We start from the raw sequence: 26,341 nt of genomic DNA on the forward strand, positions 1-26,341 counted from the left end.
CCTCCCCCTGGCGGGGGAGAAGGGGGGTGACATTCACGGGGAGTGGCGGGGTGTCAGCAGCCGCTGAGGACGTTGACCAGGGCGGTCTTCTCCCCGGAGTCCATGCTCAGCCCCCAGTACTGCTTCACCTGGACCCACGAGCGGGCGTAGGTGCAGCGGTAGGCGGTCCGCGGCGGCAGCCACTTGCCCGGGTCGAGGTCGCCCTTGGCCTGGTTGACGTTGTCCGTGACGGCTATGAGCTGCGGGCGGGTGAGGTCGTTGGCGAACTGCTGGCGCTTGGCGGTGGTCCAGCTGCTGGCGCCCGACCGCCAGGCTTCGGCGAGGGGGACCATGTGGTCGATGTCGACGTCCGAGGCGGCGGTCCAGGTGGCGCCGTCGTACTCGGAGTACCAGCTGCCGCTGACGGAGGCGCAGGAGGAGTCGGTGACGACGTTCACGCCGTCGCGCTTGAGGACCGTCTCGCGGGTGTTGCAGGTGCCGGAGATGGTGATCCAGTGCGGGAACTGGTCGCGGCTGTAGCCGGTGAGGGAGCCCTCGGCCGTGGGCGTGACGGTGGCCAGGTAGGCGCGGGCCTCGGCGGCGCTGATCGGGGTGGGCGGGGAGGCCAGGGCGGCCGGGGCGTTCACGAGAGAGGTGAGCGCGGCGAGCGCGACGGCGGACGCGAGGACGCCGACGCGTCCGGTGCGGCGGGCCTGACGCGCGTAGAAAGACGGCACACGGAAGGACGTGAGGGGCATGAGGGGCTCCCTGAAGTGGGGGGGTGATGGCCGTGCCGCCCCGGCGGGGCGCGGCCATGGTGGCGGCGCCGGATGGCCTGGGGATGGGCGCCAGGTGACAGATTGCCGACATGGGCACGTCACATCAAGGAGATCAACGGCCCCCATCCAAGGGGAAGTTGAGATTCCGGCTGCCGGAGGAGGGCAGGCTGGGACCAAGCTCACATTCCGGGCAGCCCGGCGGTGCGGTTGTCGTCGCGTACCCTGGACGGAGCAGAAGGGGAGTAGCTCTTCGCCGGACCGTCGACATACTGCTGGGTCACACCAGCCGGCGCCCGGAGGCGGACCGCGTCAGCGGACCGCCAGCGAGACCTTCGGCCGCAGTGTCCTGTCCATGTGACGCGACGCGCGGCGCCGCATGCCTCGGGGTGTGCGCGCGGCGTGCCGAGTGTCGACATACCCCAGGGCGCCGCCGAGCCGAAGCGACCCCTGAAACACCCCAGGTCTCTCGGTCCCGATGGCGTCCTGCCCGACCGATCGAGGTTTTCTGCCCGTGTTCAGCTTCACCGTGCTGGCGATCGCCTTCGGCGTCGTCTTCCTCGCCGAACTCCCCGACAAGACGGCCCTGGCCGGTCTGATGCTCGGCACCCGCTACCGCGCCTCCTACGTCTTCGCGGGCGTGGCCGCCGCCTTCGCCGTGCACGTCGCGCTCGCCATCGCCGCCGGGAGCGTGCTCACGCTGCTGCCGCACCGGCTCGTCCAGGCCGTCGTCGGCCTGCTGTTCCTCGCGGGCGCGGCCATGCTGCTGCTGAAGAAGAGCGACGAGGGGGAAGAGGTCAAGGCGCCCGCCGACCAGTCCTTCTGGAAGGTCTCCGGCGCCGGCTTCATGCTGATCCTGGTGGCCGAGTTCGGTGACCTGACCCAGATCATGACCGCCAACCTGGCCGCGCGCTACGACAACCCGCTCTCCGTCGGCCTCGGCGCCGTGCTGGCGCTGTGGGCGGTGGCGGGCATCGGCATCCTGGGCGGGCGCACCCTCATGAAGTACGTCCCGCTGCGGCTCATCACCAAGGTCGCGGCCTGCGTCATGGCGGCGCTGGCCGGGTTCTCCCTGTACGAGGCGATCGCGGGCTGACGAGGACGGGGCCCCGCCCCGGCGCGGCTACCGTGCCGGGGTGAGGGTCAGCCGGACGGAGCCGTCCCCGGAGGCTTCGACGCGGACCGCCGTGAGGTCGTCGACGTGGACCGTCGGGCCGTGGGCCGCGGCGCGCGGGCCTATGCCGATCACGCGCATCCCGGCCGCCAGGCCCGCCGCGATACCGGCGGCGGAGTCCTCGAAGACCACGCAGTCGGACGGGTCCACGCCGAGCTCGGCCGCGCCCTTGAGGAAGCCCTCCGGGTCGGGCTTGCTGGCCCCGACGGACTCGGCGGTGATCCGTACCCGCGGCATCGGCAGGTCGGCGGCCGCCATACGGACCGAGGCCAGCGCGGCGTCGGCCGAGGTGACCAGGGCGTGCGGCAGGCGGGCGATCGCCGCCATGAAGGCGGGCGCGCCCGCGACGGGCACCACGCCGTCGGTGTCGGCCGTCTCGCGGGCCAGCATCTCGGCGTTCTCGGCGTGGTTGAGCTCCATCGGACGCTCGGGGAGCAGGAGGGCCATGGTGGCGTAGCCCTGGCGGCCGTGGACCACCTTGAGGGCCTCCTGCGGATCCAGACCGTGCGACAGCGCCCAGGCGCGCCAGCAGCGCTCGACCACCGCGTCGGAGTTGACGAGGGTGCCGTCCATGTCCAGGAGCAGCGCCCCTGCGTTGAGGACGACCTGGGCGGGGGCGGTGCTGGCCGGCATCGGCGGGCTCCAGACGGGGCGGGAGAAGAGAACAAGTGGTTCCGTCCACCGGTCAGGGAGTGAGGACGGAACCACTTTGTTCCTACACGATACAAAACCGGGGCGGTGTGCGCCACCGGGCGTCGCGTGACCTATCCCTCCAGGGCCCGCCGGGTCGCCGGGCCGTAGACGCCCCAGGGGTCGTCGTAGACCCCGGACTCCATCTGGAAGTCCGTCACGGCCCGCTCCACCGAGCGGTTGTACCGGCCGTCGAACCGGCCGTCGTACAGCCCCTGGTCCGCCAGCAGCCGCTGGAGCTTCAGCACCTCGGGACCCGAGTCGCCGGGGCGCAGGGTCGGGGCCTTGGCGGGCGGGGGCGGGGGCGGGGCGGCGGGCTTGGTGGTACGGGGCGCGCTCGCGGAAGGGCTCGGGGACGGGCCCGCCGTCGTGCGGGAAGGGCTCGGGGAGGCGGACGCCGAGGCCGACGCCAATCGGGAGGCGCTGGCGCTGGCCGAGGGGGACGGCGAACCGGAGGCGCTCGCCGCTGGGCTGGACGGGGTCTGCGACGCACCGGCCGGGGCTTCGCCGGCCACCGCCGCCGACGGCTTGGCGTCGGCCAGAGCGGTGCCGTCCTGCCCGGAGCCGGTGAACAGCCACAGCGCCACCGCCCCCGCGGCCACTACCGCCCCCGCCGCGACCAGCAGGGGAACCAGGCGCCCCCGCTTCGGCCGCCGCCCGGCGCCGCGCCCGGCCCCCGGCGGGGGCACGGCCCGCAGCCGCATGGTCTCCCCGGCCGACGGGGGCCCGGGTATCCCGGGGTCCGCCCCTGGCCCGGCCGCCCCCGGTCCGGCCCTGCCGGGCCCGGGTATCTCCGGCCCGGGCATCCCGGTGCCGGCCATACCCGGTCCGGCCATACCCGGTCCGGCCATACCTAGACCGGCCATACCTAGCCCGGGCGCCCCGGGGTCGGCTATCCCCTGCCCGGTCGTCCCCGGCCCGGGAGCTGCCGGGACGGGTGGGATCACAGTCGTCGGTGCGTCCTGGCCCTCCGACCCGCCGAACTCCGCACCGGCCGGGACGGGAGGAATCACGGTCGTCGGTGCGTCCTGGCCCTGCGGGCCGCTGGACCCCGCACCGGCCGGAACCGGCGGGATCAGAGTCGTCGGCGCCGTATCGGCACCAGGCACCCCAGGCGCCCCGAGTGCCCCTGGCGCCCCAGACACCTCGGGCGCCCAAGCTGCCCCAGCCGTCTCAGGGCCGCCAGCTGCCTCAGGCGCCCAAGCTCCCCCAGCCCCACCAGCCGCCTCAGGCCCGCCGGCCGCCTGAGGCCCCCCAGTCGTCCAAGGCCCTCCACCTCCCGCTGCTGCCCCAGGGGCGGCGTCGGCGGGGAGTTCCGGGAAGGGGGTGGGCTCGGAGGGGGGCGGTGGGGTGACGGCTCCCAGGACCGGCTGGGGGTGCGTCCATGCCGGAACCGTTCCGTTGGCGTCGGGGGCGGCCATGTACGGGCGGATGCGCAGGGGATTGAACCCGACCCCCCGCGCGCATGTGCAGTCGGCGCCTGTGGCGCCGCATTCCGGACAGCGCTCAGCGCTCACTGGTAACCCCTCCCTGGACACTGCCAGCGATTATGCAGACCCCCTGGGTCCCACCCAACCCTTCCAAGAGGCCATAACCGGACAGACCGCTCAGGATGGGTGGAGATGTTGATCCGGCGTGAGGAGGAGCCGATGGCTCAGGACGTGACCGCGTCGCCCGTGAATCCCGCCCAGGGCGCCGAACATGCCTCGCGCGAGGTACTCGTCTCGATCGGGGCCCTGTTGCTCGGCCTGCTGATCGCCGCACTCGACCAGACCATCGTCTCCACGGCCCTGCCGACCATCGTGAGCGAGCTCGGCGGCATGGAGCACCTGTCCTGGGTGGTCACCGCCTACATGCTGGCGTCCACCGCGGCCACCCCGCTGTGGGGCAAGCTCGGCGACCAGTACGGGCGCAAGAAGCTCTTCCAGGGCGCCATCGTCATCTTCCTGATCGGCTCCGCGCTCTGCGGCCTCGCCCAGGACATGCCGCAGCTGATCGGTTTCCGCGCCCTCCAGGGTCTGGGCGGCGGCGGACTGATGGTGCTGTCGATGGCGATCGTCGGCGACATCGTCCCGCCCCGTGAGCGCGGCAAGTACCAGGGCCTCTTCGGTGCCGTCTTCGGCGCGACGAGCGTGCTCGGTCCCCTGCTGGGCGGTCTGTTCGTGGACCACCTCTCCTGGCGCTGGGTCTTCTACATCAACCTCCCCATCGGTCTGGTCGCCCTCCTCGTCATCGCCGCGGCCCTGCGGATCCCCGCCCGCCCCTCCCGGCACACCATCGACTACGTCGGCACCGTCCTGATCGCCGGCGTGGCCACCTGCCTCGTCCTCGTCGCCTCCCTCGGCGGCGGCTGGGGCTGGGGCTCGGCCCGGATCGTGGGTCTGGCCGTCCTCGGTGCCGTCCTCCTCGTCGCCTTCCTGTTCGTCGAGCGGCGGGCCGCCGAACCCGTCCTCCCCCTGAAGCTGTTCCGCATCCGCACCTTCACCCTCTGCTCCCTGATCAGCTTCATCATCGGCTTCGCCATGTTCGGCGCGATGGTCTACCTGCCGACCTTCCTCCAGGTCGTCCGGGGCGTCTCCCCGACCATGTCCGGTGTCCACATGCTGCCGATGGTGCTCGGCCTGCTGATCGCCTCCACCACCTCCGGGCAGATCGTCAGCCGCACCGGGCGCTGGAAGGTCTTCCCCATCACCGGCACCGCCGTCACCGCCGTCGGGCTGCTCCTCCTGCACCAGCTGGAGCGCACCAGCTCCGACCTGGAGGTGAGCGTGTACTTCTTCGTCTTCGGCGTCGGTCTCGGTCTGGTCATGCAGGTACTCGTCCTGGTGGTGCAGAACGCCGTCAGTTACGAGGACCTCGGCGTCGCGACCTCCGGTGCCACTTTCTTCCGTTCCATCGGCGCCTCCTTCGGCGTCGCCATCTTCGGCACGATCTTCACCAGCCGGCTCGGCGAGAAGCTCACCGCCACCCTCGCCGGAGTCCCGCTCCCGGCCGCCGCGAGCCCCGCCCGCCTGGAGGCGGACCCGCGGGCCATCGGCGCCCTTCCTCCCACGGTTCGGCCCCGGGTCCTGGACGCCTATTCCAGCGCCATCACCGACGTCTTCCTCTACGCGGTGCCCGTGGTCCTGCTCGCGTTCCTGACCTCCTGGTTCCTCAAGGAGGACAAGCTGCGCGGCTCCGTGACCGCACCCGATGTGACGGAGACCCTCGCCTCCAACCCGGTCCAGCGCTCATCCCGTGAAGAGGTCGCCCGGGCCCTGTCGCTGCTCGGCACCCGTGAGGGCCGGGTGCGCGTCTACGAGAAGATCACCGCGAAGGCCGGCTACGACCTCCTGCCCGCCGCCAGCTGGCTGCTGCTGCGGATCCAGAAGTACGGCTCGGTCGATCCGGGCTTCCTCGCCGAGCGCACCGCGGTCCCCCTCAGGGTCATCACCGAAGCGGCCCGCCAGGTCGAGGAGCGCGGGCTCGCGGTGCGGGAGGGTCTTTCGCTCGTCCTGACCGACCGGGGCCGCGAGACCGCGGACCGGCTGGCCGGGGCCCGGCAGGAGTCCCTCGCCGAACTGCTAGGCGACTGGTGGGGCCCCGAGCGCCCCACGGACCTCGTCAAGCTCGTCGAGGAACTGAACCGGGAGCTGTGCGGATCCGACGCCGATGAGCCCTACGACACCGCCCCCCGCCGGGATCACGCGGCCCGCTGACCGGCGCGTCGACCGAGGCGCCGGCCGGCGTGCGTCAGACCAGCGGCTTCTCGAACCAGTGCTGGGCGTACGGGCCTGAGTTGTACGCCGGTATCTCGCGGTACCCATGGCGCGCGTACAAGGCGCGGGCCTCCACCAGGTCGGTCCGGGTGTCCAGCCGCATCCGCTCGGCGCCCATCGCGCGGGCCTCCTCCTCCAGCGCGGCGAGCAGGGCCGCCCCGCCACCGGTGCCCCGCGCGCTGCTGTCGACGTAGATCCTCGTCAGCTCGGCGGTCGCCGGATCGAGGAGGACTATGCCGCCGCACGCCAAGGGCCGCCCGTCGAGCCGGCCGACCACGAAGTTCCCCGTCGGCGGTCGGAGACCATCGGCGGGGAAGTCCAGCATCCCCTGGTCGATCTCCGCCTCGGTCACGGACCGCTTCCAGTACCGCCCGGCGATCTCCGCGTAGTACGCGCGCCGGAGGAGGGTGGCGTCCGCCGTCGTGTACGGCTCCACGGCGACGACCCACCCCGAGCCGCCGCCGCGGCCGCCCGCAGGATCCGCGCCCGTGCCCGTGCCCGCGCCCGTCCCCGTGCCCGTCCCCGCGCCCGCGGCCGTACCGACACTGTCTTCCCTGGTGATCGAATTCCTGTCCATGGCGCCATTGTGGAGACCCGCGGCCGCCTCCCGCGTGGAATATCCACAGGAACGGACCGATGATGAGGAAAGGTGTAAATCGTACGAACGATACGGGCGGTACGAGCAGTACGAGCAGTACGAGCGATACGAGTGAAAGGTGGACGGTCATGTCGGAGCATCCGGACTGTGCCCTGATCCGCCGCGGCTACGAAGCCTTCGACAAAGGCGACATGGAGACCCTCGGCAGCCTGATGACGGCCGACGTCATCCACCACGTGCCCGGCACCAGCCCCCTGTCCGGGCACCACAAGGGGCGGGAAGCGGTCCTCGACCTCTACCGCCGCATGGGAGAGGAGACCAACGGCACCTTCCGCGTCCGCCTGGAACGGGTCCTGGTCGACGGCAGGGGCCACGCGATGTCCTTCCACACCGCCATGGGAGACCGCGGCGACCGGGGCATCGAGATCCACGAAGGGCTCTTCTTCACCATCGTCGGCGGCAAGATCACCGACATCGACCAGTGCACCCAGGACATCGACGAGAGCGACGCCTTCTGGGGCTGAGCCGGACAGACGGAGCCCCGCACACACGAAAGGGCCCGGGAGGCGACGAGCGCGACACCCCCGGGCCCTCCGCTCACCCGCTCACGCCTTCTTCGGCGCCGCCTGCTGCACGACCTCGAACGACCACACCTGCGACCCCGACGCCGCCGGCTTCGGCCGGTCACCGCCACCAGCGCCCCCGCCGCCCTGGTGCGCCGCCTTCATCGGCCCCTCCATCCACGCCTGGAAGTCCTCCTCCGACCGCCAGCGCGTGTACACCAGGTACTGGTCCGTCCCCTCGATCGGCCGCAGCAGCTCGAACCACTCGAACCCGTCCGAGTTCTCCACGGCCCCTGCCCGCGAGGCGAACCGCTGCTCCAGCACCTCCCGCTGCTCGTCGGGAACCGTCAGGGCGTTGATCTTCACGATGCTCATGGCGCCATCCTAGGGATCGCGCGCGGGATATCGTCGTGCCGGTGGTGAACTCCAGTGACAGGCGCGGCGCGGGCCGTGGTGCGGCAGCCGGACCGTGGGCGCTCGTGCCCGCCGGGAAACCCGCCGGCTTCCTCGTCGGTCTCGCCGCCGCCCTCCAGCCCGCCCTGCTGCTCTTCGTCCCGCTGCTGTGGCTGACCGGCCGCCGCCCCGCGGCCCGGGCCGCCGCCGCGACCTTCGCCGGGGCCACCGTCCTCGCCTGGGCCTGCCTGCCGCAGGACGTGGGGACGTACGGGATCCACCACCTCACCGGAACCGGCCCCGCCCCCCACTCCGTCCACGGCGCCCTGCTGCGCTTCGGCCTCGGCGGCCCCGGCGAGCTCTTCCTCTACGCCGCCCTCGCCGCCGCCATCGCCTGGGCCGCCCTGCGCCGCGCCGCCCGCTACGCCCGCGACGGCCAGCCGCTGCTCGCCGTCGCCGTCACCGGCTGCGCGGCCGTCGCCGTGTCCCCGGCCGGCGGGCGCCACCAACTGCTGTGGGTGCTGCTCGCGGTGGTCGGCAAGGTCGGGAAGCGGGCCGCCGACCGGCGGGTGTGGCCGGTGGCGGTGGTGCTGGCCGTCACCCTGCCGAGCGCGGTCCTGCTGCCCGACCTGGCGGTGCTGGCCCCCGTACGGGACAACGTGCCGCTGCTCACCGCCGTGGCGGCGGCCTGCGCCGTGCCGTTCCTGCCGCGCTCCTCCCCGTACTGGCACGCGCCCGTCCCCGCCGTCCACGGGCGGCCCGCCGCCTCCCGCTGGGCCCGGGTGCCGCTGCTGCCGTTCTGGCGGCGCGTGCTGTCACGCCCCAACCTCCTGCTGGAACTCCTCCTGATACGGGTCGGCTACTCGATCTACTCGCACATCCGCGCCGCCGCCCCCGCCAGCCGCGGGCTCGCCGAGCGGAACGGGAGCCGGATCCACGGCATCGAGCGGGTCCTCGGCATCGACATCGAGCGGACCGTGAACCGGGCGGTGGCCGACGCGCCGTGGCTGGAGGGGTTCTTCAACTTCTACTACTCCTCCTTCCACTTCGTGGTGCCGCTCGCGATCCTCGCGGTCCTCTACTGGCGCCGCCCCGGCGACTACCGCTGGGCGCGGGCCTCGCTGGGCCTGGCGACGGTGCTCGCGCTGGCCGGGTTCTGGCTGTTCCCGCTCGCCCCGCCGAGGCTCATGCCGGACCTCGGCTTCGTCGACACCGTGCACGGGGCGCAGGATCTGGCGCACCCCTCGTACGGGGCCATGACCGCGATCTCCAACCAGTACGCGGCGATGCCCTCGCTGCACTTCGGCTGGGCGCTGTGGTGCGGGGTGGTGGCCGTGGTGCTGGCGCCGAAGGGGTGGCAGAAGCTGCTGGGCGCGCTGCACCCGCTGATCACGGTGTGCGCGATCGTGGCCACCGCCAACCACTGGGTCCTGGACGCGGTTGGCGGCGCGGCCGTCGTCGCGGCGGGGTTCGGGCTGGTCCACGTCCTGTCGGGGCCGCGCGCGCTGAGGGTGACCCTGCCCGCGCAGCGGCGGTCGGAGGCGGACGAGCCGGACCGGCTGGCCGCCGCGGGGCGGTAGGCGTCGCGGGTCAGCCGGCGGTGACGCGGAGCTCCTTGATGCCGTTGAGCCAGGCCGCCCGCAGCCGCCGCGGCCCGGCGCCCTCGGCGGCGAGCCGCAGGTCGGGCAGGGTGTCGGCGAGGGCGTTGAACATCAGGTCGATCTCCATGACCGCCAGGGACTTGCCGAGGCAGAAGTGCGGGCCGCCGCCGCCGAAGCCGAGGTGCGGGTTCGGGTCGCGGGTGATGTCGAAGACCTCCGGGTTCCGGAAGACCTCGGGGTCGTGATTGGCGGAGGAGTAGAACATCCCCACCCGGTCGCCCGCCTTGATCTTCTGGCCGCCCAGCTCGGTGTCCTGGGTGGCGGTGCGCTGGAAGGAGACCACCGGGGTGGCCCAGCGCACGATCTCCTCCGCCGCCGTCGCGGGCCGGGTCGCCTTGTACAGCTCCCACTGCTCGGGGTGGGTGAGGAAGGCGTGCATGCCGTGGCTGATGGCGTTGCGGGTGGTCTCGTTGCCCGCGACCGCCAGCAGCAGCACGAAGAAGCCGAACTCGTCGGAGCGCAGGTTGCCCTCGCCCTCCGCCGCCACCAGCTGGGTGACGATGTCCTGGGCCGGGCACTGCTTGCGCTCGGCCGCCAGGTTCATCGCGTACCCGATGAGCTCCGCGGCCGCGTTGGCGCCGACCTCCTCGGTGATCGCGTACTCCGGGTCGTCGTACGCGACCATCTTGTTCGACCAGTCGAAGATCCTGGCCCGGTCCCGCTGCGGTACGCCGATCAGTTCGGCGATGGCCTGGAGCGGGAGTTCGCAGGCCACGCGCGTGACGAAGTCGAAGCTGCCGTCGTCCGCGGCCTCCCGGGTTTCCTGGGCCCCCCGCGCCTCCCGCGCCTCCGCGACGATCTTCCGCGCCCGGTCCCGGAGGGCCTGTTCCAGCCCGCGGATGGCGCGCGGGGTGAAGCCGCGCTGCACGATCTGCCGTACGCGGGTGTGCTCCGGGGGGTCCATGTTGAGCATGATCAGGCGCTGGGCCTCGATGTTCTCGCGCTGGATGTGGGCGTTGAAACGGATGATCGCCGTGTTGGCGGTGGAGGAGAACAACTCCGGGTGCGTGGAGACGTACTTGACGTCCGCGTGCCGGGTGACGGCCCAGTAGCCCTCGTCGTCGAACCCGGTGACACCGCGCGGCTGGGCGCACCACCACACCGGAGCGGTCTGCCGAAGCCGCGCGAACTCCGGGAGCGGCACCCGTTCCTGGAGGAGGTCGGGGTCGGTGGCGTCGAAGCCTTCGGGCAGCGCGGGACAGGACATCGGGCGACTCCAGGGTCGAACGAAGGTCTGACGGCAAGCTCTGGCGGCAAGCCCTGACGGCGAAGTCTGACGGAGAAGCTGACGGCGAAGTCTGACGGTCCCTCAGAAACTGGCTCGACGGTAGTAACGAGTTCTACAAGTGACAAGGGTCCCCGCGCCACCTCTTGCGTGTGGAATCCGTGGAGGGGGCGTGCAAGACCCTTGCGTGGCGGGGTCCGGGTCATAAGACTTCGGTGGGGAACTAGAACGCGTACTAGTTCGAGCGCAGCGGTCGCCGGGACGGTCCGCCGCGCCGGCGCTGTGCAGAATGTGCAGGAGAGGACGAGCTCATGGCCGCGGAACCCGTCATCGTCGAAGCCGTACGCACGCCCATCGGGAAACGCGGGGGCGCCCTGGCCAACCTGCATCCCGCCTACCTGCTCGGCGAGACCTACCGCGAGCTCCTCGCCCGTACCGGAATCCAGCCGGACTGCGTCGAGCAGATCGTCGGCGGCACCGTCACCCACGCCGGCGAGCAGTCCATGAACCCCGCCCGCAACGCCTGGCTCGCGATGGGCCTGCCGTACGAGACCGCCGCCACCACCGTCGACTGCCAGTGCGGCAGCTCCCAGCAGGCCAACCACATGGTCGCCAACATGGTGGCCGGCGGGGTCATCGACGTCGGCATCGCCTGCGGGGTCGAGGCCATGAGCCGGGTCCCGCTCGGCTCCGGCTCCAAGCACGGCCCGGGCAAGCCCTTCCCGGACGAGTGGAACGTCGACCTGCCCAACCAGTTCGAGGCGGCCGAGCGGATCGCCCGCCATCGCGGTCTGACCCGCGAGGACGTCGACCGGCTCGGGGTGCTCTCCCAGGAGCGGGCCGCCGTCGCCTGGGGGGAGGAGCGCTTCAAGCGGGAGACCTTCGCCGTCCAGGTCCCGACGACCGAGGAGGAGCAGGCGGCGGGCCAGGGGATGTGGCGGCTGGTCGACCGGGACGAGGGCCTGCGCGACACCAGCATGGAGGCCCTGGCCCGGCTCAAGCCGGTCATGCCGACGGCCGTGCACACCGCAGGGAACTCCTCGCAGATATCCGACGGGGCCGCCGCCGTGATGTGGGCCTCGCGGAAGATGGCCCGCGCGCTCAAGCTCAGGCCGCGCGCCCGGATCGTCGCCCAGGCACTGGTCGGCGCCGATCCGCACTTCCACCTGGACGGGCCCGTCGACGCGACGCGGGCGGTGCTGGGGAAGGCCGGGATGTCGCTCAGGGACATCGACCTCGTCGAGATCAACGAAGCCTTCGCCTCCGTCGTCCTGAGCTGGGCCCAGGTCTTCGGGCAGGACCTGGAGAAGGTCAACGTCAACGGCGGCGCCATCGCCCTCGGCCACCCCGTCGGTGCCACCGGCGCCCGGCTGATCACCACCGCGCTGCACGAACTGGAGCGGCGGGACAAGGAGTTCGCGCTGATCACCATGTGCGCGGGTGGCGCGCTGGCGACGGGGACCATCATCCAGCGCCTCTGAACCCACCGCGCCGCCGCAGGCGCCCACCGAACCCGTGGGATGGGGTGCGAAGGCCCCGGCGGCCGGACCTGGGGAGGCCGGCCACCGGGGCCCTCGTCTGCCCTCAGCCCCTACGCCGTGTACGGCAACGGCCGGGTGCTCACCCGGTCGAGCAGGGCGACGTCCGGGTCTGCGAAGCTGGTGCTCGTCCCCGCACTGGTCGGGTGCGTGGTCGACTCGTTCCTCGCGTACGTCGTGCTGGTCGCGCAACCCTCGTACTTCCGCGACCGGGAACCCACGAGAACCACTACACGACGACGGAGTGAATGCGATGGTCGGGGAAATCGTGCTGCGGCATGCGGTTCCTTGGGCGCACAGTGACGCGACGTTTGTCGCGATCCACGTCTACGCCCCGGACGGAGGAGCCGTCATGGTCACCCTCTTCGTCAAAGCCGATGGAGAGGAAGAATACGACCTCGGCATCGGGGACACGTTCAGCGTCCATGGTGAAACGTGGGCTCTGGATCGGGTGGAGAACCACCTGAGCCAGAATTATCGGGTGTTTCTGCGGAAAGTCGGGTGAGGGGTGTGGCGAGAGCGGAGTTCTACGTCTCCGCCGACGTCGAGGCGGACGGCCCGGTGCCCGGACCGTTCTCGATGTCGAGTTTCGGGATGGCGGTCGCAGGGGTTCGTGACGGGGACGGGTTCCGGGCCGTCGATCCGGGCGAGCGGACCTTCTACGCCGAGCTGAAGCCGATCAGTGATGCCTATGACCCGGAGGCGCTGGCGGTCGGGGGGCTGGACCGCGAGCTGCTGGTGCGGGAGGGTCGGGAGCCGGGCGAGGCCATGAACGCGGCCGCCCGGTGGATCGCGGGCGTGGCCGGGGAGTTGGGAGCCACCCCCGTCTTCGTCGCCTACCCGCTCGGCTACGACTGGATGTGGATGTACTGGTACTTCATGCGGTTCGCGGACGGCGGCTCGCCCTTCGGGCACTCGCGCTGCATGGACCTCAAGTCGCTGTACGCCGCCAAGGCCGGGGTGCGGATCAGTGAGGCGACGAAGCGGTCGATGCCGAGCCATCTGCTCTCGGACCGCCCCCACACGCACAACGCCCTCGACGACGCCATCGAGCAGGGCGAACTGTTCCAGAACCTGATGCGCTGGGACGGCGGCGGCCGGGCTTGAGGAAGCGAGCACACACGCGAAGAGCCGCTCGCCCGGGGTTTCCGGGAGAGCGGCTCTTCGCATGTGTGCTGCTGGTGGTTTAGTACCAGTGGTTGGCCTGCCAGAAGTTCCAGGCGCCGACCGGGCTGCCGTAGCGGTCGTTCATGTAGTCCAGGCCCCACTTGATCTGGGTGGCGGGGTTGGTCTTCCAGTCCGAGCCGGCGGAGGACATCTTCGACGCGGGGAGGGCCTGGACCAGGCCGTAGGCGCCGGAGGAGGAGTTGGTGGCGGTGTAGTCCCAGCCGCTCTCGTGGGTGACGATCTTGTCGAAGGCCGCGAACTGCGCCGGGTCCTTGATCATCTGCTGGGCGATCGCCTTGGCGCTCGTCGGGGCGGCCTGCGCGGGGACGGTGGCGAGCATCGAGCCCGCGACACCCAGGGCGAGGACGGAACCGGCGAGGGTCTTCTTCGAAGCGGCGATGCGGCGGATGACGGCGTTGGACACGGAGGGGAACCTTCCGACGGGAACAGGGGCGGTCGCATCGCACGGCGGACCATGCGTGAGCCACTCACACGGGGGAGAGGGGTTCGACCGGCGGGGGGCGGTGCGCCCCGGCCGCTTGGCGACATCACCAGTTAGCCAGGCCCCGGACGGCCTGGCAACGCCCCCCTGCTACTAGCGGGGGTCGGAGGGCGGTGCCGACGGCCCGGGTGGGGAGGGGCCGGTTGTGGCTGGTGAGGGGGTGGGTCGGGGGCTGGAGGTCGGGCTACTAGGGCGGGTCGGATGTGACGTGGGTCCTGTGGGGCGCCTCACCGCTGGGCGGGTCCGATGTCACCGTGTGTGGCCGGGTGTGTCCTTTCGGGCGCGTGGTGCGGGCCACTTCCGACCCCCGAATCGAAGGAAACCGGGGCGTCGAAGGCAGCTTTGCGAGTCGCCCGGCGCAGGGCCCGGAGGAGCGTTCCGCCGAGGGTGAGGGTGAGGACGACGGTCAGTGCGGCCCGGCCGAGGTCCCAGCCGAGCGAGGTCGCCAGGCAGTACGCGAAGAAGCGCGCGAGGTTCTCCGGCAGCGGGTCGCCCGGGCGGAAGGAGACCCCCTGGCCCAGGCCCTGGAGCAGGACCCAGCCCTGGAGGTTCATGATCGTGCCGTACGCGAACGAGCCGAGGAACCCGTACGCCGCGAGCAGCGCCAGCTCCGCCCGGCCCCGGAGCTGCGGCCCGGGCAGCAGCCCGGCGCCCAGCGAGAACCAGCCCATGGCCAGCATCTGGAACGGCATCCACGGCCCCACCCCGCCCGTGAGCAGGGCGGACGCGAACATCGTGACGGCACCGAGGACGAAGCCGAAGCCGGGGCCGAGGACGCGGCCGCTGAGCACCATCAGGAAGAACATGGGCTCCAGGCCGGCCGTGCCGGCGCCCAGCGGGCGCAGCGCCGCCCCGACGGCGGCGAGTACGCCGAGCATCGCCACCGCCTTGGCGTCCATCCCCTGGTCGGTGATGGTCGCGACGACCACGCCCACGAGGAGCGGGAGCAGGGCGGCGAAGAGCCAGGGGGCGTCCTGGGAGTGGGCCAGGCCGGACTGGGCGTCCGCGAGGAGGGGCCAGCCGAAGGCGGCGATGCCGATGAGGGTGACGAGGATCAGGGCCGCGGCGGCGCGGGGGCCGATGCGGAGGGGGCGGGCGGGGCGGATGTGGGTGGGGCTGGTGGGGCTGGTGGGGTTGGGGTTCACGGGGTGGTCTCCAGGGCGGCGGCCACCTGGGAGACCGTGAGCCAGTGGCCCGGGGCCAGGATCTTGGCCACCTGGGGGGCGTAGGCGGGGGAGGACACCACGACCTCGGCGGTCGGGCCGTCCGCGACGATCTCGCCGCCCGCCAGGATGACGACGCGGTCGGCCAGCTCGGCGGCGAGCTCCACGTCGTGGGTGGCCAGGACGATGGCGTGCCCGTCGGCCGCGAGTGCGCGCAGGATCTCGACGAGGCGGGCCTTGGCGGCGTAGTCCAGGCCGCGGGTGGGCTCGTCCAGGAGGAGCAGGGCGGGCCGGCCGGTGAGGACCAGGGCGAGGGCGAGCGTGAGGCGCTGGCCCTCGGACAGGTCGCGGGGGTGGGTGTCGTCCGGTACGCCGGGCAGCAGGGTGCTGACCAGGGCCCGGCAGGTTCCGGGCGCGGCCCCGGCGTCGGCGTCGGCCGCGGCGCACTCGGCGGCGACGGTGTCGGCGTACAGGAGGTCGCGGGGCTCCTGCGGGACGAGGCCGACGCGGCGGACCATGTCCGCGGGCGGGGTGCGGTGGGGGGTGCGGCCGCCGACCGTCACCTGGCCGGTGGTGGGGGCGAGGGTGCCGGTGAGGGCGGCGAGGAGGGTGGATTTGCCGGCGCCGTTGCGGCCCATGAGGGCGATGGTTTCGCCGGGGGCGACGGTGAGGGTGATGTCGTGGAGGACCTCTGCGCGGGCTCGGCGGATGTGGAGGTGGGTGGTGGTTGCGGCGGGGGTGGGCGTGGGAGCGGGGGTGGGCGTGGGGGTGCCCGGGTCCGTGTCCGTGTCCGTGCCGGTCGGGGCGGTGGCGGTGGTGGGGGCCGGGGTGCGGCCGGAGAGGCGGGCCAGGAGGCGGCGTGGGGCGGATGCCGGGGGTGCCGCTGCGCGGTGCTGCTCCCCGCCCCGCCCTTCCACCGTTCCCCGGGGCGCTGCCCCGGATCCCCGCGCCTCAAGCGCCGGCGGGGCTGGGAGGGGTCGGGTCTGCGCCCCGGGCCCCGTTTCGGGGGTTGCGGCCTCGGATCGCCGTGCCTCAAGCGTCGGAGGGGCTGGGAAGGCCCGCGCCTCAAGCGTCGCCGGGGTTGCAACGGCATGGTCGGACAGCCGGGCCCGGAGAGGTGTGCTTTCGCGGCGGGCGTCGCGGATGGTGAGGGGGAGGGGGGTCCAGCCTGCCAGGTGGCCCAGGGCTACCACCGGGGGGTGGATCGGGGAGACGGACATGATGTCGGGCGGGGTGCCCAGGACCGGGGGTGTGCCCGGGGAGGGGAGGAGCAGGATGCGGTCGGCGTACTGGATGACGCGTTCCAGGCGGTGTTCCGCCATCAGGACCGTCGTGCCCAGGTCGTGGACCAGTCGCTGGAGCACCGCCAGGACCTCCTCCGCCGCCGCCGGGTCCAGGGCGGAGGTCGGCTCGTCCAGGACCAGCACCTTCGGGTGCGTCGTCAGGACCGAGCCGATCGCCACCCGCTGCTGCTGGCCGCCCGAGAGGGTGGCGATCGGGCGGTCGCGGAGTTCGTTCAGGCCCAGGAGGTCCAGGGTCTCCTCCACCCGGCGCCGCATCACCGCGGGCGCCAGCCCCAGGGACTCCATGCCGTACGCCAGCTCGTCCTCCACCGTGTCCGTCACGAAGTGGGCCAGCGGGTCCTGCCCCACCGTCCCCACCACGTCGGCGAGTTCACGCGGCCGGTGCGTACGGGTGTCGCGCCCCGCCACCGTCACCCGCCCCCGCAGGGTGCCGCCCGTGAAGTGCGGGACCAGCCCCGACACGGCCCCCAGCAGGGTCGACTTGCCGGCCCCCGACGGGCCGACGAGCAGCGTCAGCTCCCCCTCCGGGAGGGTGAAGTCCGCGTCGCGGAGGGAGGGCCGGGCGGCGCCGTCGTACGTCACCGTGACCTGGTCGAAGCGGATCACTGCGTGGACTCCTGGGAGAGAGGGGGCGGTGGGGTGGGGGCGACGAGCGCCGGGAGCAGGCCGATGAGGACCGCCGCCGCCGGCCACAGCGGCAGGCCCGGCGCGACCAGCGGGATCACCCCCGGCCGGAGCCCCTCCGGGTCCACCGACCCCGCACGGATGAGGAGGGCCGCCACCGCCGCCCCCGACCCGGCGACGAGCCAGGCGCGCGCCCCCCACCGGTCGGGCCGGTACCGGGTGCGGATGCTGCGCCGGCCGCCCAGCCGCAGCCCCGCGAGGGCCAGGGCCAGGCCGACGCCGAGCAGGGGGAGCCCGAAGGCGGCGCCCTCCGCCGCGAGGAGCCCGTAGGTGCCGGCGCACATCCCGAGGAGCCCGCCCAGCGTCAGCGCGGTGGTGGTGTGCCGCACCGCCGGCGGGACCTGCGCCGTGCGGCCGTAGCCGCGCGCGTCCATCGAGGCGGCGACGGCCACCGAGCGCTCCAGGGCGCCCTCCAGCACCGGCAGGCCGATCTGGAGGACGGCCCGCACCCCACCTGTGGGGCGGCCGCGCAGCCGGCGCGCGGTGCGCAGCCGGGCCACGTCCGCGACCATGTTCGGCGCGAAGGTCATCGCCACGACCACGGCCACGCCCGCCTCGTACAGCGCGGCGGGCAGCGACTTCAGCAGCCGCGCCGGATTGGCCAGGGCGTTGGCCGCGCCCACGCAGATCAGCAGGGTCGCCAGCTTCGCCCCGTCGTAGAACGCGAACACCAGCTGCTCGGCGGTGACCCGGCCGCCGAACCGGATGCCCTGCGCCCACGCGGGCAGCGGCAGCTCGGGCAGGGTGAACAGGACGTGCGTGCCGGGCAGGGGGGAGCCCAGCAGCACGGAGAACAGCAGCCGCAGGCCGATGACGAACAGGCCGAGCTTGACGAAGGCACCGTAGGAGCGCGCCCAGGGGGCCTCGGTCCGCCGGGCCGCGACGACGTACCCGGCGACGCCGATGATCAGCCCGAGGAGGAGGGGGTTGGTCGTCCGGGAGGCGGCGGTCGCGAGCCCCAGGGCCCACAGCCACCAGGCCCCCGCATGCAGGGCGTTGCTGCGCCGGGCCTGCGGAGCCCGCCAGTGTCTCCGGCGGTTGTACGAGGCCCGGCCCGGCCCCCGACCGGCCCCTGCGGCGCCGGGCCGGGCCGGGGTCACGCCGTCGCCTGCGGGCCCGTGACCGCTGCGCCGCCCCACGACCCGCGACCGCGCCGTGCCGCCGCCCGCACGCCTCGCCGCCCGGCCGGCCCCGCCGGGACGTCCGGGCCGAACGGCCGGGTGGTGGCCGGGGGCCGCCGTGTCGGGGGCCGGTGCCTCCGGCCCAGTTGCACGGGGTCGGGTGCCGACGGGGTCGTGGGCCGGTGTCTTGGGCCCTGCCGCACAGGGCCCGGTGCCGGCGGCAGCCGCCCCGACCGGCCCGCCCCGGTCGGTCGGGGTCGGTGCTGCGTCGGCGGGCGTTGCGGCCGGGTGGCCGGGGGCTGTCGTGTCGTGGGCCGGGGCCTTAGGCCCTGCCGCACGGGGTCGGGTGCCGGCGGCAGGCTCCGCGGCTGCCCCGCCCCGGTCGGTCGGGGTCGGTGCTGCGTCGGCGGGCGTTGCGGCCGGGTGGCCGGGGGCTGTCGTGTCGTGGGCCGGGGCCTTCGGCCCTGCCGCACGGGGTCGGGTGCCGGCGGCAGGCGCCGTGGCGGCCCCGCCCCCGTCGGACGGGGCCGATGGCACGCCTGAGGCTGCTCCGGCGGGACGTCCGCCCCTGCCGACCGGGGCCGGTGCGGGGGTCGGTGCCGCGTCGGCGGTCGTTGCGGCCGGCCCGGCACCAGCGGTGGGCGGCCCTCCACCCTCGGTGGCCGGGCCTGCGCTGGCGGTGGCCGGGCCTGCGCCGACGCCGGCGGGGCCTGCGCCGACGACGGCCGGGCCCGCGCCGGCGGCGGCCGGGCCTCCACCCTCGGCGGCAGGACCCGGCCCGGCGGCGGCCGGGCCCCCACCCCCCGGGGTCCGGTCGTCCGGTGTGGCGGTGGGGGTCATCGGGTGCGGCGGCGGGACTGCCAGACGGCCGCTGCGGCCAGGGCGGCCACCGCCGCCGCGCCTGCGGCCACTCCGGCCGAGGGGCCCGAGCCCCCGCCCGAGGCGGCCGGCGTCGAGGCCGCGCCGGAGGCGGTCGGCTTGGGGGCGGGGTCGGCGATCGGCTCGCCGCAGCCCGACTTGGGGTAGCCGGAGATGGCGCACAGCAGCGCCGCCCCGTTGTAGCGCAGCGGCTTGGCCACCGACGCCAGGGCCTCCGCCGCCGTGGCGTCCGGGGGCAGCTGGGCGCAGGCCGTGCGCGGGGAGTCCTGCGGCGGGGTCTCCCCGGCGGGGGTGTCGCCGGGCTCGCCGAAGTCGAGGACCAGGGCCACCCGCTTGCGGCCCTCCGCCGCCGCGGTGCCCCCGCAGACGGCCTCGAAGCCGGGGCCGGTGCGCGGCCGGGACGCCTCAGCGCCGGCGTCCTTGCTCACCGCGAAGCGGAAGCCGAGCGTGGCGCCGTCCGCGGGCCGGGCCGTCGAGGGGCCCTCGGTGGCGTACTCCCAGGTGCCGCCCGCGCCGCTCTGCCAGAACGACCAGTAGCGGTAGCTCGCGGCCAGGGCGGGGGAGGCCGCGAACAGGGTCAGCAGCAGGCCCAGCGCGGCCAGTACGCCGACCGCACCCCGCGTACGCCGCCGGCTCACAGCTCGTTCTTCTTGCGCCGGCCGCTCAGCAGGATGCCGATGCCCATACCGGCCGCGGCGCCCGTGCCGATGATCCACCACAGGTTCTGGCCGCCCGAGCCGGTGGTCTTGTCCTCCTTGTTCTCCACCTTCTGCGCCTCCGCGTCCGGCTGCTGCGGGGCCGGGCCGGTGGCGTTCAGCGCCGCCACCAGGTCGACGCCGCCGAAGGACTTCGGGTCGGTACCCGTGGCGTGGGCCGTCAGGACCAGGGTGGCCAGGGCGGCCGGGTTGCGGTTGGACCAGGAGGCGGAGTTGTTCTTCAGCCACTCCAGCGCGCCCGCCGCCGCCTGCCGGTGCCCGGCCGCGGCCAGGGCGATCACGGCGTCGGCGGTGTTGCCGGTGTCGGGCGTCGGCTGGTCGGCGCCCGGGGTGACGGCCGTCAGGTGGCCGTCCTTCTTCAGCGCCTCGGCCAGGTAGGCGGCCGCGGCCTGGGCGGCGCCCGCCGGGTCGGTGGCGCCCGCCGGGCAGGCGAGGGCGGCGGTGGGGGTGTCCGTGGTGGCGGGCTCGACGAGCGCGCCCTTGCCCAGCCCCGCCAGGACGGCGGCGGCCGTGGCGTCGGCGTTGGCGGGGAGCTTGCCGTCGGCCGGCTGGTAGCCGAAGGCGCCCCGGTCGGCGGCCGGCTCGGCGGAGCAGCCCAGCTGGAAGGAGAGCAGGCCGTCGTAGGCGGACTTGCCGGCCTTCGACTTCACCTCGGCCGGCTTCTCGCCCGCCACCGCGAGCGCGCTGATCACGAGCGAGGTGGAGCTGCCCTCGCTGGGGGAGCCGGGGACGTAGGCCCAGCCGCCGTCCTCGTTCTGGACGGACTTCAGCCAGTCGGCGGCCTTCTTGACCTGGGCGTCCTTGCCGCCGAGGGCCTTGAGCGCCTGCACGGCGACGGCGGTGGCGTTGGTGTCGAACATGGTCGTCGCGTCACAGCCCTTGGCCGCGTCCGCGCGGAACGAGGCGTAGCCGCCGTTCGCGCACTGCTGGCCGGTCAGCCAGTCCACGGCCTGCGGGGCGGGCTTCTCGCCCACGGTCTGCTGGGCGAGCAGCGCGAGGGACTGGCGCCAGACCCCGTCGTAGGAGGGGTCGGCCTTGCCGAACAAACCCGAGGGGATGACCGGGGGCGCGGAGGGGGCGGGCGGCGGGGTGTCGGCGAGGGCCACGGGGGCGGCGCCCGCGCAGAGCACGGCGGAGGCGGCGAGCGCGGCGGCGCTGCGGCGGACGTTCATGGCGGGGCGGGTGCCTCTCGTGCGGGGAGCGGGAGACGGGCACGCGCAAGGCACCGGGCTCCGGCTCCGTTTACCTCGACGGTGCCGGCCGCCGGAAGCCCCGGCGGCACGAGCCGCGCACCTCCGCTACGGGGCAATCCGGCTCCCCGCCCCGCGTGTGGCGGGCCGGGTCACGGTTGCGGGTCAGCGCCGGATTCGCACCGGCTTCCCCCCGTACGGAAGTGTGGACGACGGCCTCACTCTACCGGCCCACAGCCGCCACCCCCCGGGCCACCGGACCCCCGCCCCCGCCCGCCACCCCCGGGCCACCGGCCCCCCGCCCCCGCCCGCCGCCCCGCGCCCCGGACCCCCGCCCCTTGGGCCCCGCACCCCCGCCCCGACCGGCCGGCCCCGGCCGCCGGGACCCCGCCCACAGCCGCCGCCCCGGGCCCCCGCACCCCGGCCGGGCCGCCCCGCCCCCCACCCCCTCACACCGCCCGGTACGCCACCGGGTCGCTGCCCGGTACCGCCTCCGCCCGGCCCTGCTTCACCAGCCGCCGCAGATGCGCTTCCGCTTCCGAGACGGCGATGTTCCGCGAGCCGTACGGGATCTGCTCCCAGGGCCGGTTCCACTCCATCCGCTCCGCCAGCGCCCACGGGGTCAGTGGATCTGCCAGCAGCCGCAGGAGGCCGGCCAGCCGCTCCTCGTGGTGCGCGAGGAGCTCCCGTACCCGGGCGGAGGCGTCGGTGAAGGCGTGCTGGTGGGCCGGGAGCACCTCGGCGGGCGCCAGGCGGCCGACGCGTTCGAGGGAGTCGAGGTAGTCGCCGAGGGGGTCGGTGACCCGGGTGTCCTCCGGGTCCTCGTACAGGCCGATGTGCGGGGTGATCCCGGGCAGCAGGTGGTCGCCGGAGAAGAGCCGGCCGTTGCCGGGCAGCCGCGCGGGGTGGGCCTCCTCCAGGTGGAGGCAGACATGGCCGGGGGTGTGCCCGGGGGTCCAGATCGCCCGCAGCCGGCGCCCGGGCAGCGGCAGCAGCTCGCCGGGGACGATCTCCCGGTCGGGGACGGCGGCCCGCAGCCCGGGCAGGGTCCGCGTCCGGCCGCTCTCCCGGGCCGCCCGCAGCGGGGCGAGGTGCTCCTCGGGTGCCCCGGCGGCGGCCAGCTTCTCGTCCATGTAGGCGAACCAGACGCCCGGCTCGGCGGAGCGGGTCCGCAGGACCACCTCGGTGTCGGCGGCGTGCATGGCGATCCACGCCCCCGAAGCCTCCCGCACCTGCCCGGACAGACCGTGGTGGTCGGGGTGGTGGTGGGTGATGACCACCCCGTGCACCTCGCTCACGGACAGCCCGAGCGCGCCGAGCCCGGCGGCGAGGGCGTCCCAGGAGGCGGGGTCGTCCCAGCCCGTGTCCACGAGGACGGGCCCGGCGTCGGTGTCGAGGACATGGACGAGGGTGTGGCCGAGGGGGTTGCCGGGGATGGGGACCTTCAGGCCCCAGACGCCCCCGCCGTGGTCGGTGACCTGCGACATGACCTGTGACATGGGGACTCCCTGGCTGGCTCCGGCTCGATCCGTTCCGACGAGAACGCGTTCCAGTAGTAGCCCAAGTCGACCACCCATCAACAGTCCTGACGATCCACCGGATGCCTGGGATCCCTCGACGCCCCCGCGGTCCTGACCGTGGACTCCTGGAACTAGAACTGGTATCAGTTCTGCGACACCGGCGGAAACGTGCGCAGCCCTTGGAGGCATCGGACATGACCGAGCTCGTGGAACACGGACAGCTGTTCATCGGCGGGCAATGGACCGATCCGCTGGGCACCGGCACCATCCGCGTGGTCTCCCCCCACACCGAGCAGATCATCGGCAGCGTCCCGCACGCCTGTGAGGCCGATGTCGACCGGGCCGTCACCGCCGCCCGCCGGGCCTTCGACGAGGGCCCCTGGCCCCGGCTCTCCCTGGACGAGCGGATCGCCGTCGTCACCCGCATCAAGGACGCCATCACCGTCCGGCACGAGGAGATCGCCCGCTCCATCAGCTCCCAGAACGGCTCCCCGTACTCCTGGAGCGTCCTCGCCCAGGCACTCGGCGCGATGATGGTCTACGACGCCGCCATCACCGTGGCCCGCGACTACCCGTACGAGGAGCGCCGCCAGGGCGCCCTCGGCCCGATCCTGGTACGCCGCGAGCCGGTCGGGGTCGTCGCCGCCGTCATCCCCTGGAACGTCCCGCAGTTCGTGGCCGCCGCCAAGCTCGCCCCGGCGCTGCTCACCGGCTCCTCGGTGATCCTCAAGCCCTCACCCGAGGCCCCGCTGGACTCCTTCATCCTGGCGGACATCGCCCGCGAGGCCGGACTGCCCGAGGGCGTGCTGTCGGTGCTGCCCGCCGACCGCGAGGTCAGCGAGTACCTCGTCGGCCACCCCGGCGTCGACAAGGTGGCCTTCACCGGCTCGGTCGCGGCCGGCCGGCGGGTCATGGAGGTCGCCGCCCGCAACCTGACCCGGGTCACCCTCGAACTCGGCGGCAAGTCCGCCGCCGTGATCCTCCCCGACGCCGACCTGGAGGCGGCCGTCGCCGGGATCGTCCCGGCCGCCTGGATGAACAACGGCCAGGCGTGCGTCGCCCAGACCCGCATCCTGGCCCCGCGCAGCCGGTACGGGGAGTTCGCCGAGGCCCTCGCGGCGGCGGCCGGGGCCCTGGTCGTCGGTGACCCCCTCGACCCGGCGACCCAGCTCGGCCCGCTCGTCGCCCGGCGCCAGCAGCAGCGCTCCCTCGACTACATCCGCATCGGGCAGGAGGAGGGGGCCAAGATCCTCGCGGGCGGCGGCCGCCCGGCGGGCCTGGACCGCGGCTGGTACGTCGAGCCCACCCTCTTCGGTGACGTGGACAACGGGATGCGGATCGCCCAGGAGGAGATCTTCGGCCCGGTCGTCTGCCTGATCCCCTACGGGGACGAGGAGGAGGCCGCCCGGATCGCCAACGACTCGGAGTTCGGCCTCAGCGGCAGCGTCTGGACCGCCGACACCGCCCACGGCATCGACTTCGCCCGCCGCGTCCGCACCGGCACCTTCAACGTCAACACCTTCAGCCTGGACATGCTCGGCCCCTTCGGCGGCTACAAGAACAGCGGTGTGGGCCGGGAGTTCGGGCCCGAGGGGCTCAGCGAGTACCTGGAGCACAAGATGATCCACCTCCCGGCGGGCTCCTGATGGGGGACCGCTGGCGCGTCGAGGTGGACCGCGCGGTCTGCATCGGCTCGGGCCAGTGCGTGCACCACGCCCCCGGAGCCTTCGCCCTCGACTCCGCCCGCCAGTCCCACCCCCGCGCACCCGAGACGGACGCCGACGAGCCCACCCTCACGGCGGCGGAGGGCTGCCCGGTGGAGGCCATCCTGATCACCCTGGCGGGGACCGGCGAGCCGGTGTTCCCCCCGGAGGAGTGACCGCGACCCCGCGCCGTCCCCCCGGCTTCCCCTTCACGGGCAACCGGAGGATCGTGGAGCGTATGACCGGCATCGCCACTGGAGGTGCGTCATGCGCAAGGTCATGGACTGCAGGGAGTTCCCGAGCGAGATCGGGTGCACCCTGACCATCATCGGTGAGGAAGACGAGGTCATGGAGGCGGCCGTCCAGCACGCGGTCTCCGTCCACGGCGAGGAGGACAGCCAGGAGTTCCGCGACGGACTGCGCGGCGCGCTGAAGCCCGAGGCGGCCCAGCCCGTCTGACCGTCGGCCCGTCCGGAAAACGGGGTGCGTACGCGGGCGCCCGCTGCGAGGCTGCGCCGGTGAACCGTGAACAGCTGTCCCAGCTCGCCCATACCCACCACCCCGTCAAGTCCCCGCTGGGGGACGACTCCGTGAGCCGCCTCCTCGCCCAGGCCCTCCCGCGCGGCGACGCGCGCGTCCTGGACCTCGGCTGCGGAGGCGGCGCATGGCTCCTGCGCGCCCTGGCCGAGCACCCGCGGGTGCGGGCCGAGGGCGTGGACATCTCCGCGTCCGATCTGGAGGACGCCCGCCGGGAGGCCGTCCGCCTCGGCGTCGACGGCCGCCTGGCGCTGCACTGCCAGAGCGCCGAGGAGTTCTCCTCGCCCCACCGCTTCGACCTGGTCATGTGCGTGGGCTCCACCCACGCCTTCGGCGGTCTGCTGCCCACCCTGGAAGCCGCCCGCGCGCACCTGGCGCCCGGCGGCCGCGTCATGGTCGGCGACGGCATATGGGAAGGCGAGCCCTCCCCACTGGAGCTGGAGATCATGGGCGAGGAGACGGCGGACCTCGCCACCACCGTGGACCGTGTCGTCGCCGCCGGCTGGACCCCCGTCCAGGGCCACGTCAGCACCCGCCGCGAGCTCGACGACTACGAGTGGGCGAACTGGGGCACCCTGGCCTCCTGGGCCCTGGACCACCCCGACCACCCCGACAGCGCCCAGGTCCGGGACTTCGCCGCCACCCGCCGCGGCGAATGGCTGCACGGCTACCGCGCCGCCTGGAGCTTCGCCACCCTGATCCTGCGCCGCGCGGAGGACTGACCCCGCCCCCACGACAACACGATCAGGACTTTTCGGCGCCCGTCAGGCCGATCAGCCGGCAGACGGTCTCGATGTCTATCTTCACCTGCGCGATCGAGGCCCGCCCCGACAGCCAGGTGATCAGCGCAGAGTGCCAGGTGTGCTCGATGACGCGGACCGCCGAGAGCTGCTGCGCCGTCGGAGGGGCCTCCAGGCCCATCGCGTCGAGGATGATCGCCGTCGTCAGCCGGGAGACCGTGTCCACCTCCGGGCTGACGCTGCGGTCCGCGAACGTCAGGGCGCGGACCATGGCGTCCGCCAGCTGCGGCTCCCGCTGCAACGCCCGGAACGCCCGCATCAGGGTCTCCGCGACCCGCTCCGCCGGGTCCTCGGAGGCCGGGGGCCGCTTGCGCAGGGTCGTGTGCATGTGCTGGAGCTGGTCCTGCATGGTGGCGACCAGCAGGTGCACCTTGGATGGGAAGTACCGGTACAGGGTGCCCAGCGCCACCTGGGAGGACTCCGCGACCTCCCGCATCTGCACCGCGTCGAAGCCGCCCCGGCTCGCCAGCTGCGCGCTCGCGTGCAGGATCCGGCGGCGGCGGGCCTCCTGGCGCTCCGTCAGGGGAGGGGACGCCGGGCCCGCCGTGGTCGCCGGTCTCGTGACGGCCTTCGCTTCCGCTGTCATGTGTCCCGTTCCTGGCGTTCCGTGTCGTTGCCGGGGCTGATTCCGGGAGGGTCCGGAAGCAAGCATGTCAGGCGTCCGAGCCGTGGCGCGAATCACCTGCTCCACCTCTTACGG

25 protein-coding genes and 1 riboswitch are annotated in these 26,341 nt (G+C 73.8%); of the genes, 11 read left to right on the forward strand and 14 right to left on the reverse strand.

Annotation, left to right across the window (positions count from 1 at the left end):
* Positions 1–53: 53 nt before the first annotated feature.
* A complete protein-coding gene (locus tag ABZ716_RS03395) occupies positions 54–737 on the reverse strand; it encodes an HNH endonuclease family protein (RefSeq protein WP_358956150.1) in 684 nt (227 codons plus the stop codon).
* Between the two features lie 532 nt (positions 738–1,269).
* On the opposite strand from ABZ716_RS03395, the gene ABZ716_RS03400 reads away from it, so the two are divergent.
* Positions 1,270–1,851: a TMEM165/GDT1 family protein gene (locus tag ABZ716_RS03400; RefSeq protein WP_358956153.1), complete on the forward strand. Its 582-nt coding sequence runs from the start codon at positions 1,270–1,272 to the stop codon at positions 1,849–1,851.
* A gap of 27 nt (positions 1,852–1,878) precedes the next feature.
* Here ABZ716_RS03400 and ABZ716_RS03405 read toward each other — a convergent pair whose 3' ends face one another.
* Together ABZ716_RS03405 and ABZ716_RS03410 are read right to left on the reverse strand one after the other, a co-directional pair.
* Entirely contained in the window at positions 1,879–2,562 is a 684-nt protein-coding gene (locus ABZ716_RS03405; RefSeq protein WP_358956156.1) for an HAD-IA family hydrolase, read from the reverse strand.
* A gap of 131 nt (positions 2,563–2,693) precedes the next feature.
* Entirely contained in the window at positions 2,694–3,323 is a 630-nt protein-coding gene (locus ABZ716_RS03410; RefSeq protein WP_358956158.1) for a peptidoglycan-binding domain-containing protein, read from the reverse strand.
* A gap of 945 nt (positions 3,324–4,268) precedes the next feature.
* Between ABZ716_RS03410 and ABZ716_RS03415 the strand changes: the two genes are divergently transcribed.
* Positions 4,269–6,317 (forward strand): MFS transporter, encoded by a 2,049-nt coding sequence (locus ABZ716_RS03415; RefSeq protein WP_358809876.1) that lies wholly within the window; start codon positions 4,269–4,271, stop codon positions 6,315–6,317.
* Positions 6,318–6,351: 34 nt separating this feature from the next.
* On the opposite strand, the gene ABZ716_RS03420 is transcribed toward ABZ716_RS03415, so the two are convergent.
* Positions 6,352–6,813: a GNAT family N-acetyltransferase gene (locus ABZ716_RS03420; protein ID WP_358810210.1), complete on the reverse strand. Its 462-nt coding sequence runs from the start codon at positions 6,811–6,813 to the stop codon at positions 6,352–6,354.
* 290 nt (positions 6,814–7,103) lie between these two features.
* Here ABZ716_RS03420 and ABZ716_RS03425 point away from each other — a divergent pair, with 290 nt between their 5' ends.
* Positions 7,104–7,499: a nuclear transport factor 2 family protein gene (locus ABZ716_RS03425; protein WP_358809875.1), complete on the forward strand. Its 396-nt coding sequence runs from the start codon at positions 7,104–7,106 to the stop codon at positions 7,497–7,499.
* Between the two features lie 81 nt (positions 7,500–7,580).
* Here ABZ716_RS03425 and ABZ716_RS03430 read toward each other — a convergent pair whose 3' ends face one another.
* Positions 7,581–7,913 carry an antibiotic biosynthesis monooxygenase gene (locus tag ABZ716_RS03430; protein WP_358809874.1) on the reverse strand — a complete coding sequence of 111 codons (333 nt, stop codon included), beginning with the start codon at positions 7,911–7,913 and terminating at the stop codon, positions 7,581–7,583.
* Positions 7,914–7,957: 44 nt separating this feature from the next.
* On the opposite strand from ABZ716_RS03430, the gene ABZ716_RS03435 reads away from it, so the two are divergent.
* The gene (locus tag ABZ716_RS03435; RefSeq protein ID WP_358956408.1) at positions 7,958–9,511 is read left to right on the forward strand and encodes a phosphatase PAP2 family protein; all 1,554 of its coding nucleotides are present in this window, start codon (positions 7,958–7,960) and stop codon (positions 9,509–9,511) included.
* Between the two features lie 10 nt (positions 9,512–9,521).
* Here the strand turns inward: ABZ716_RS03435 and ABZ716_RS03440 are convergent, their stop codons facing one another.
* Positions 9,522–10,799 carry a cytochrome P450 gene (locus ABZ716_RS03440; protein ID WP_358809873.1) on the reverse strand — a complete coding sequence of 426 codons (1,278 nt, stop codon included), beginning with the start codon at positions 10,797–10,799 and terminating at the stop codon, positions 9,522–9,524.
* A gap of 329 nt (positions 10,800–11,128) precedes the next feature.
* Between ABZ716_RS03440 and ABZ716_RS03445 the strand changes: the two genes are divergently transcribed.
* The 3 genes from ABZ716_RS03445 to ABZ716_RS03455 all read left to right on the forward strand — a co-directional run bounded on the left by ABZ716_RS03445 (position 11,129) and on the right by ABZ716_RS03455 (position 13,462).
* Positions 11,129–12,298 carry a steroid 3-ketoacyl-CoA thiolase gene (locus ABZ716_RS03445; RefSeq protein WP_358956160.1) on the forward strand — a complete coding sequence of 390 codons (1,170 nt, stop codon included), beginning with the start codon at positions 11,129–11,131 and terminating at the stop codon, positions 12,296–12,298.
* Positions 12,299–12,608: 310 nt separating this feature from the next.
* Positions 12,609–12,860 (forward strand): DUF6406 domain-containing protein, encoded by a 252-nt coding sequence (locus ABZ716_RS03450; protein ID WP_358956410.1) that lies wholly within the window; start codon positions 12,609–12,611, stop codon positions 12,858–12,860.
* 5 nt (positions 12,861–12,865) lie between these two features.
* On the forward strand, positions 12,866–13,462 hold the full coding sequence (locus tag ABZ716_RS03455) for an exonuclease (protein ID WP_358809872.1): 597 nt from the start codon (positions 12,866–12,868) through the stop codon (positions 13,460–13,462).
* Between the two features lie 79 nt (positions 13,463–13,541).
* Here ABZ716_RS03455 and ABZ716_RS03460 read toward each other — a convergent pair whose 3' ends face one another.
* From ABZ716_RS03460 to ABZ716_RS03490, 7 genes are all read right to left on the reverse strand, one after another.
* Positions 13,542–13,946, reverse strand: coding sequence for a transglycosylase SLT domain-containing protein (locus ABZ716_RS03460; protein ID WP_355971092.1), 405 nt, complete (start codon positions 13,944–13,946; stop codon positions 13,542–13,544).
* A gap of 305 nt (positions 13,947–14,251) precedes the next feature.
* Complete coding sequence (locus tag ABZ716_RS03465) at positions 14,252–15,169, reverse strand: ECF transporter S component (protein WP_358956163.1); 918 nt, start codon at positions 15,167–15,169, stop codon at positions 14,252–14,254.
* Positions 15,166–17,097 (reverse strand): ATP-binding cassette domain-containing protein, encoded by a 1,932-nt coding sequence (locus tag ABZ716_RS03470; RefSeq protein ID WP_358956167.1) that lies wholly within the window; start codon positions 17,095–17,097, stop codon positions 15,166–15,168. Before ABZ716_RS03470 ends, ABZ716_RS03465 begins: the two co-directional genes overlap by 4 nt.
* Positions 17,094–18,275 carry an energy-coupling factor transporter transmembrane protein EcfT gene (locus ABZ716_RS03475; protein WP_358811414.1) on the reverse strand — a complete coding sequence of 394 codons (1,182 nt, stop codon included), beginning with the start codon at positions 18,273–18,275 and terminating at the stop codon, positions 17,094–17,096. The genes ABZ716_RS03470 and ABZ716_RS03475 overlap by 4 nt, the downstream gene beginning before the upstream one ends.
* Positions 18,276–19,132: 857 nt before the next feature.
* Entirely contained in the window at positions 19,133–19,813 is a 681-nt protein-coding gene (locus ABZ716_RS03480; RefSeq protein ID WP_358956170.1) for an SCO2322 family protein, read from the reverse strand.
* On the reverse strand, positions 19,810–21,063 hold the full coding sequence (locus tag ABZ716_RS03485) for a prenyltransferase/squalene oxidase repeat-containing protein (protein WP_358956173.1): 1,254 nt from the start codon (positions 21,061–21,063) through the stop codon (positions 19,810–19,812). Before ABZ716_RS03485 ends, ABZ716_RS03480 begins: the two co-directional genes overlap by 4 nt.
* A 131-nt stretch (positions 21,064–21,194) precedes the next feature.
* Positions 21,195–21,274: riboswitch (cobalamin riboswitch) on the reverse strand.
* A 256-nt stretch (positions 21,275–21,530) separates the two neighbouring features.
* Complete coding sequence (locus ABZ716_RS03490; protein ID WP_358956175.1) at positions 21,531–22,580, reverse strand: MBL fold metallo-hydrolase; 1,050 nt, start codon at positions 22,578–22,580, stop codon at positions 21,531–21,533.
* Between the two features lie 215 nt (positions 22,581–22,795).
* Here ABZ716_RS03490 and ABZ716_RS03495 point away from each other — a divergent pair, with 215 nt between their 5' ends.
* The 4 genes from ABZ716_RS03495 (at position 22,796) to ABZ716_RS03510 (ending at position 25,563) form a co-directional block, all read left to right on the forward strand.
* Complete coding sequence (locus tag ABZ716_RS03495; protein WP_358956177.1) at positions 22,796–24,247, forward strand: aldehyde dehydrogenase; 1,452 nt, start codon at positions 22,796–22,798, stop codon at positions 24,245–24,247.
* A complete protein-coding gene (locus ABZ716_RS03500) occupies positions 24,247–24,480 on the forward strand; it encodes a ferredoxin (RefSeq protein WP_358811419.1) in 234 nt (77 codons plus the stop codon). The genes ABZ716_RS03495 and ABZ716_RS03500 overlap by 1 nt, the downstream gene beginning before the upstream one ends.
* Positions 24,481–24,571: 91 nt before the next feature.
* The gene (locus ABZ716_RS03505; protein WP_358811420.1) at positions 24,572–24,763 is read left to right on the forward strand and encodes a DUF1059 domain-containing protein; all 192 of its coding nucleotides are present in this window, start codon (positions 24,572–24,574) and stop codon (positions 24,761–24,763) included.
* Positions 24,764–24,822: 59 nt separating this feature from the next.
* The gene (locus tag ABZ716_RS03510) at positions 24,823–25,563 is read left to right on the forward strand and encodes a class I SAM-dependent methyltransferase (protein ID WP_358811421.1); all 741 of its coding nucleotides are present in this window, start codon (positions 24,823–24,825) and stop codon (positions 25,561–25,563) included.
* A gap of 22 nt (positions 25,564–25,585) precedes the next feature.
* Here ABZ716_RS03510 and ABZ716_RS03515 read toward each other — a convergent pair whose 3' ends face one another.
* Complete coding sequence (locus ABZ716_RS03515; RefSeq protein WP_351892463.1) at positions 25,586–26,227, reverse strand: TetR family transcriptional regulator; 642 nt, start codon at positions 26,225–26,227, stop codon at positions 25,586–25,588.
* Positions 26,228–26,341 lie beyond the last annotated feature (114 nt).

The organism is Streptomyces sp. NPDC006687, assembly GCF_040636215.1.
Classification (GTDB): domain Bacteria; phylum Actinomycetota; class Actinomycetes; order Streptomycetales; family Streptomycetaceae; genus Streptomyces.

Coding starts and splice junctions, on each gene's coding strand:
- ABZ716_RS03395 (WP_358956150.1), bottom strand. CDS start 737: ATGCCCCTCACGTCCTTCCGTGTGCCGTCTTTCTACGCGCGTCAGGCC.
- ABZ716_RS03405 (WP_358956156.1), bottom strand. CDS start 2,562: ATGCCGGCCAGCACCGCCCCCGCCCAGGTCGTCCTCAACGCAGGGGCG.
- ABZ716_RS03410 (WP_358956158.1), bottom strand. CDS start 3,323: ATGCGGCTGCGGGCCGTGCCCCCGCCGGGGGCCGGGCGCGGCGCCGGG.
- ABZ716_RS03415 (WP_358809876.1), top strand. CDS start 4,269: ATGGCTCAGGACGTGACCGCGTCGCCCGTGAATCCCGCCCAGGGCGCC.
- ABZ716_RS03425 (WP_358809875.1), top strand. CDS start 7,104: ATGTCGGAGCATCCGGACTGTGCCCTGATCCGCCGCGGCTACGAAGCC.
- ABZ716_RS03430 (WP_358809874.1), bottom strand. CDS start 7,913: ATGAGCATCGTGAAGATCAACGCCCTGACGGTTCCCGACGAGCAGCGG.
- ABZ716_RS03440 (WP_358809873.1), bottom strand. CDS start 10,799: ATGTCCTGTCCCGCGCTGCCCGAAGGCTTCGACGCCACCGACCCCGAC.
- ABZ716_RS03445 (WP_358956160.1), top strand. CDS start 11,129: ATGGCCGCGGAACCCGTCATCGTCGAAGCCGTACGCACGCCCATCGGG.
- ABZ716_RS03450 (WP_358956410.1), top strand. CDS start 12,609: ATGGTCGGGGAAATCGTGCTGCGGCATGCGGTTCCTTGGGCGCACAGT.
- ABZ716_RS03485 (WP_358956173.1), bottom strand. CDS start 21,063: ATGAACGTCCGCCGCAGCGCCGCCGCGCTCGCCGCCTCCGCCGTGCTC.
- ABZ716_RS03490 (WP_358956175.1), bottom strand. CDS start 22,580: ATGTCACAGGTCATGTCGCAGGTCACCGACCACGGCGGGGGCGTCTGG.
- ABZ716_RS03495 (WP_358956177.1), top strand. CDS start 22,796: ATGACCGAGCTCGTGGAACACGGACAGCTGTTCATCGGCGGGCAATGG.
- ABZ716_RS03500 (WP_358811419.1), top strand. CDS start 24,247: ATGGGGGACCGCTGGCGCGTCGAGGTGGACCGCGCGGTCTGCATCGGC.
- ABZ716_RS03505 (WP_358811420.1), top strand. CDS start 24,572: ATGCGCAAGGTCATGGACTGCAGGGAGTTCCCGAGCGAGATCGGGTGC.
- ABZ716_RS03515 (WP_351892463.1), bottom strand. CDS start 26,227: ATGACAGCGGAAGCGAAGGCCGTCACGAGACCGGCGACCACGGCGGGC.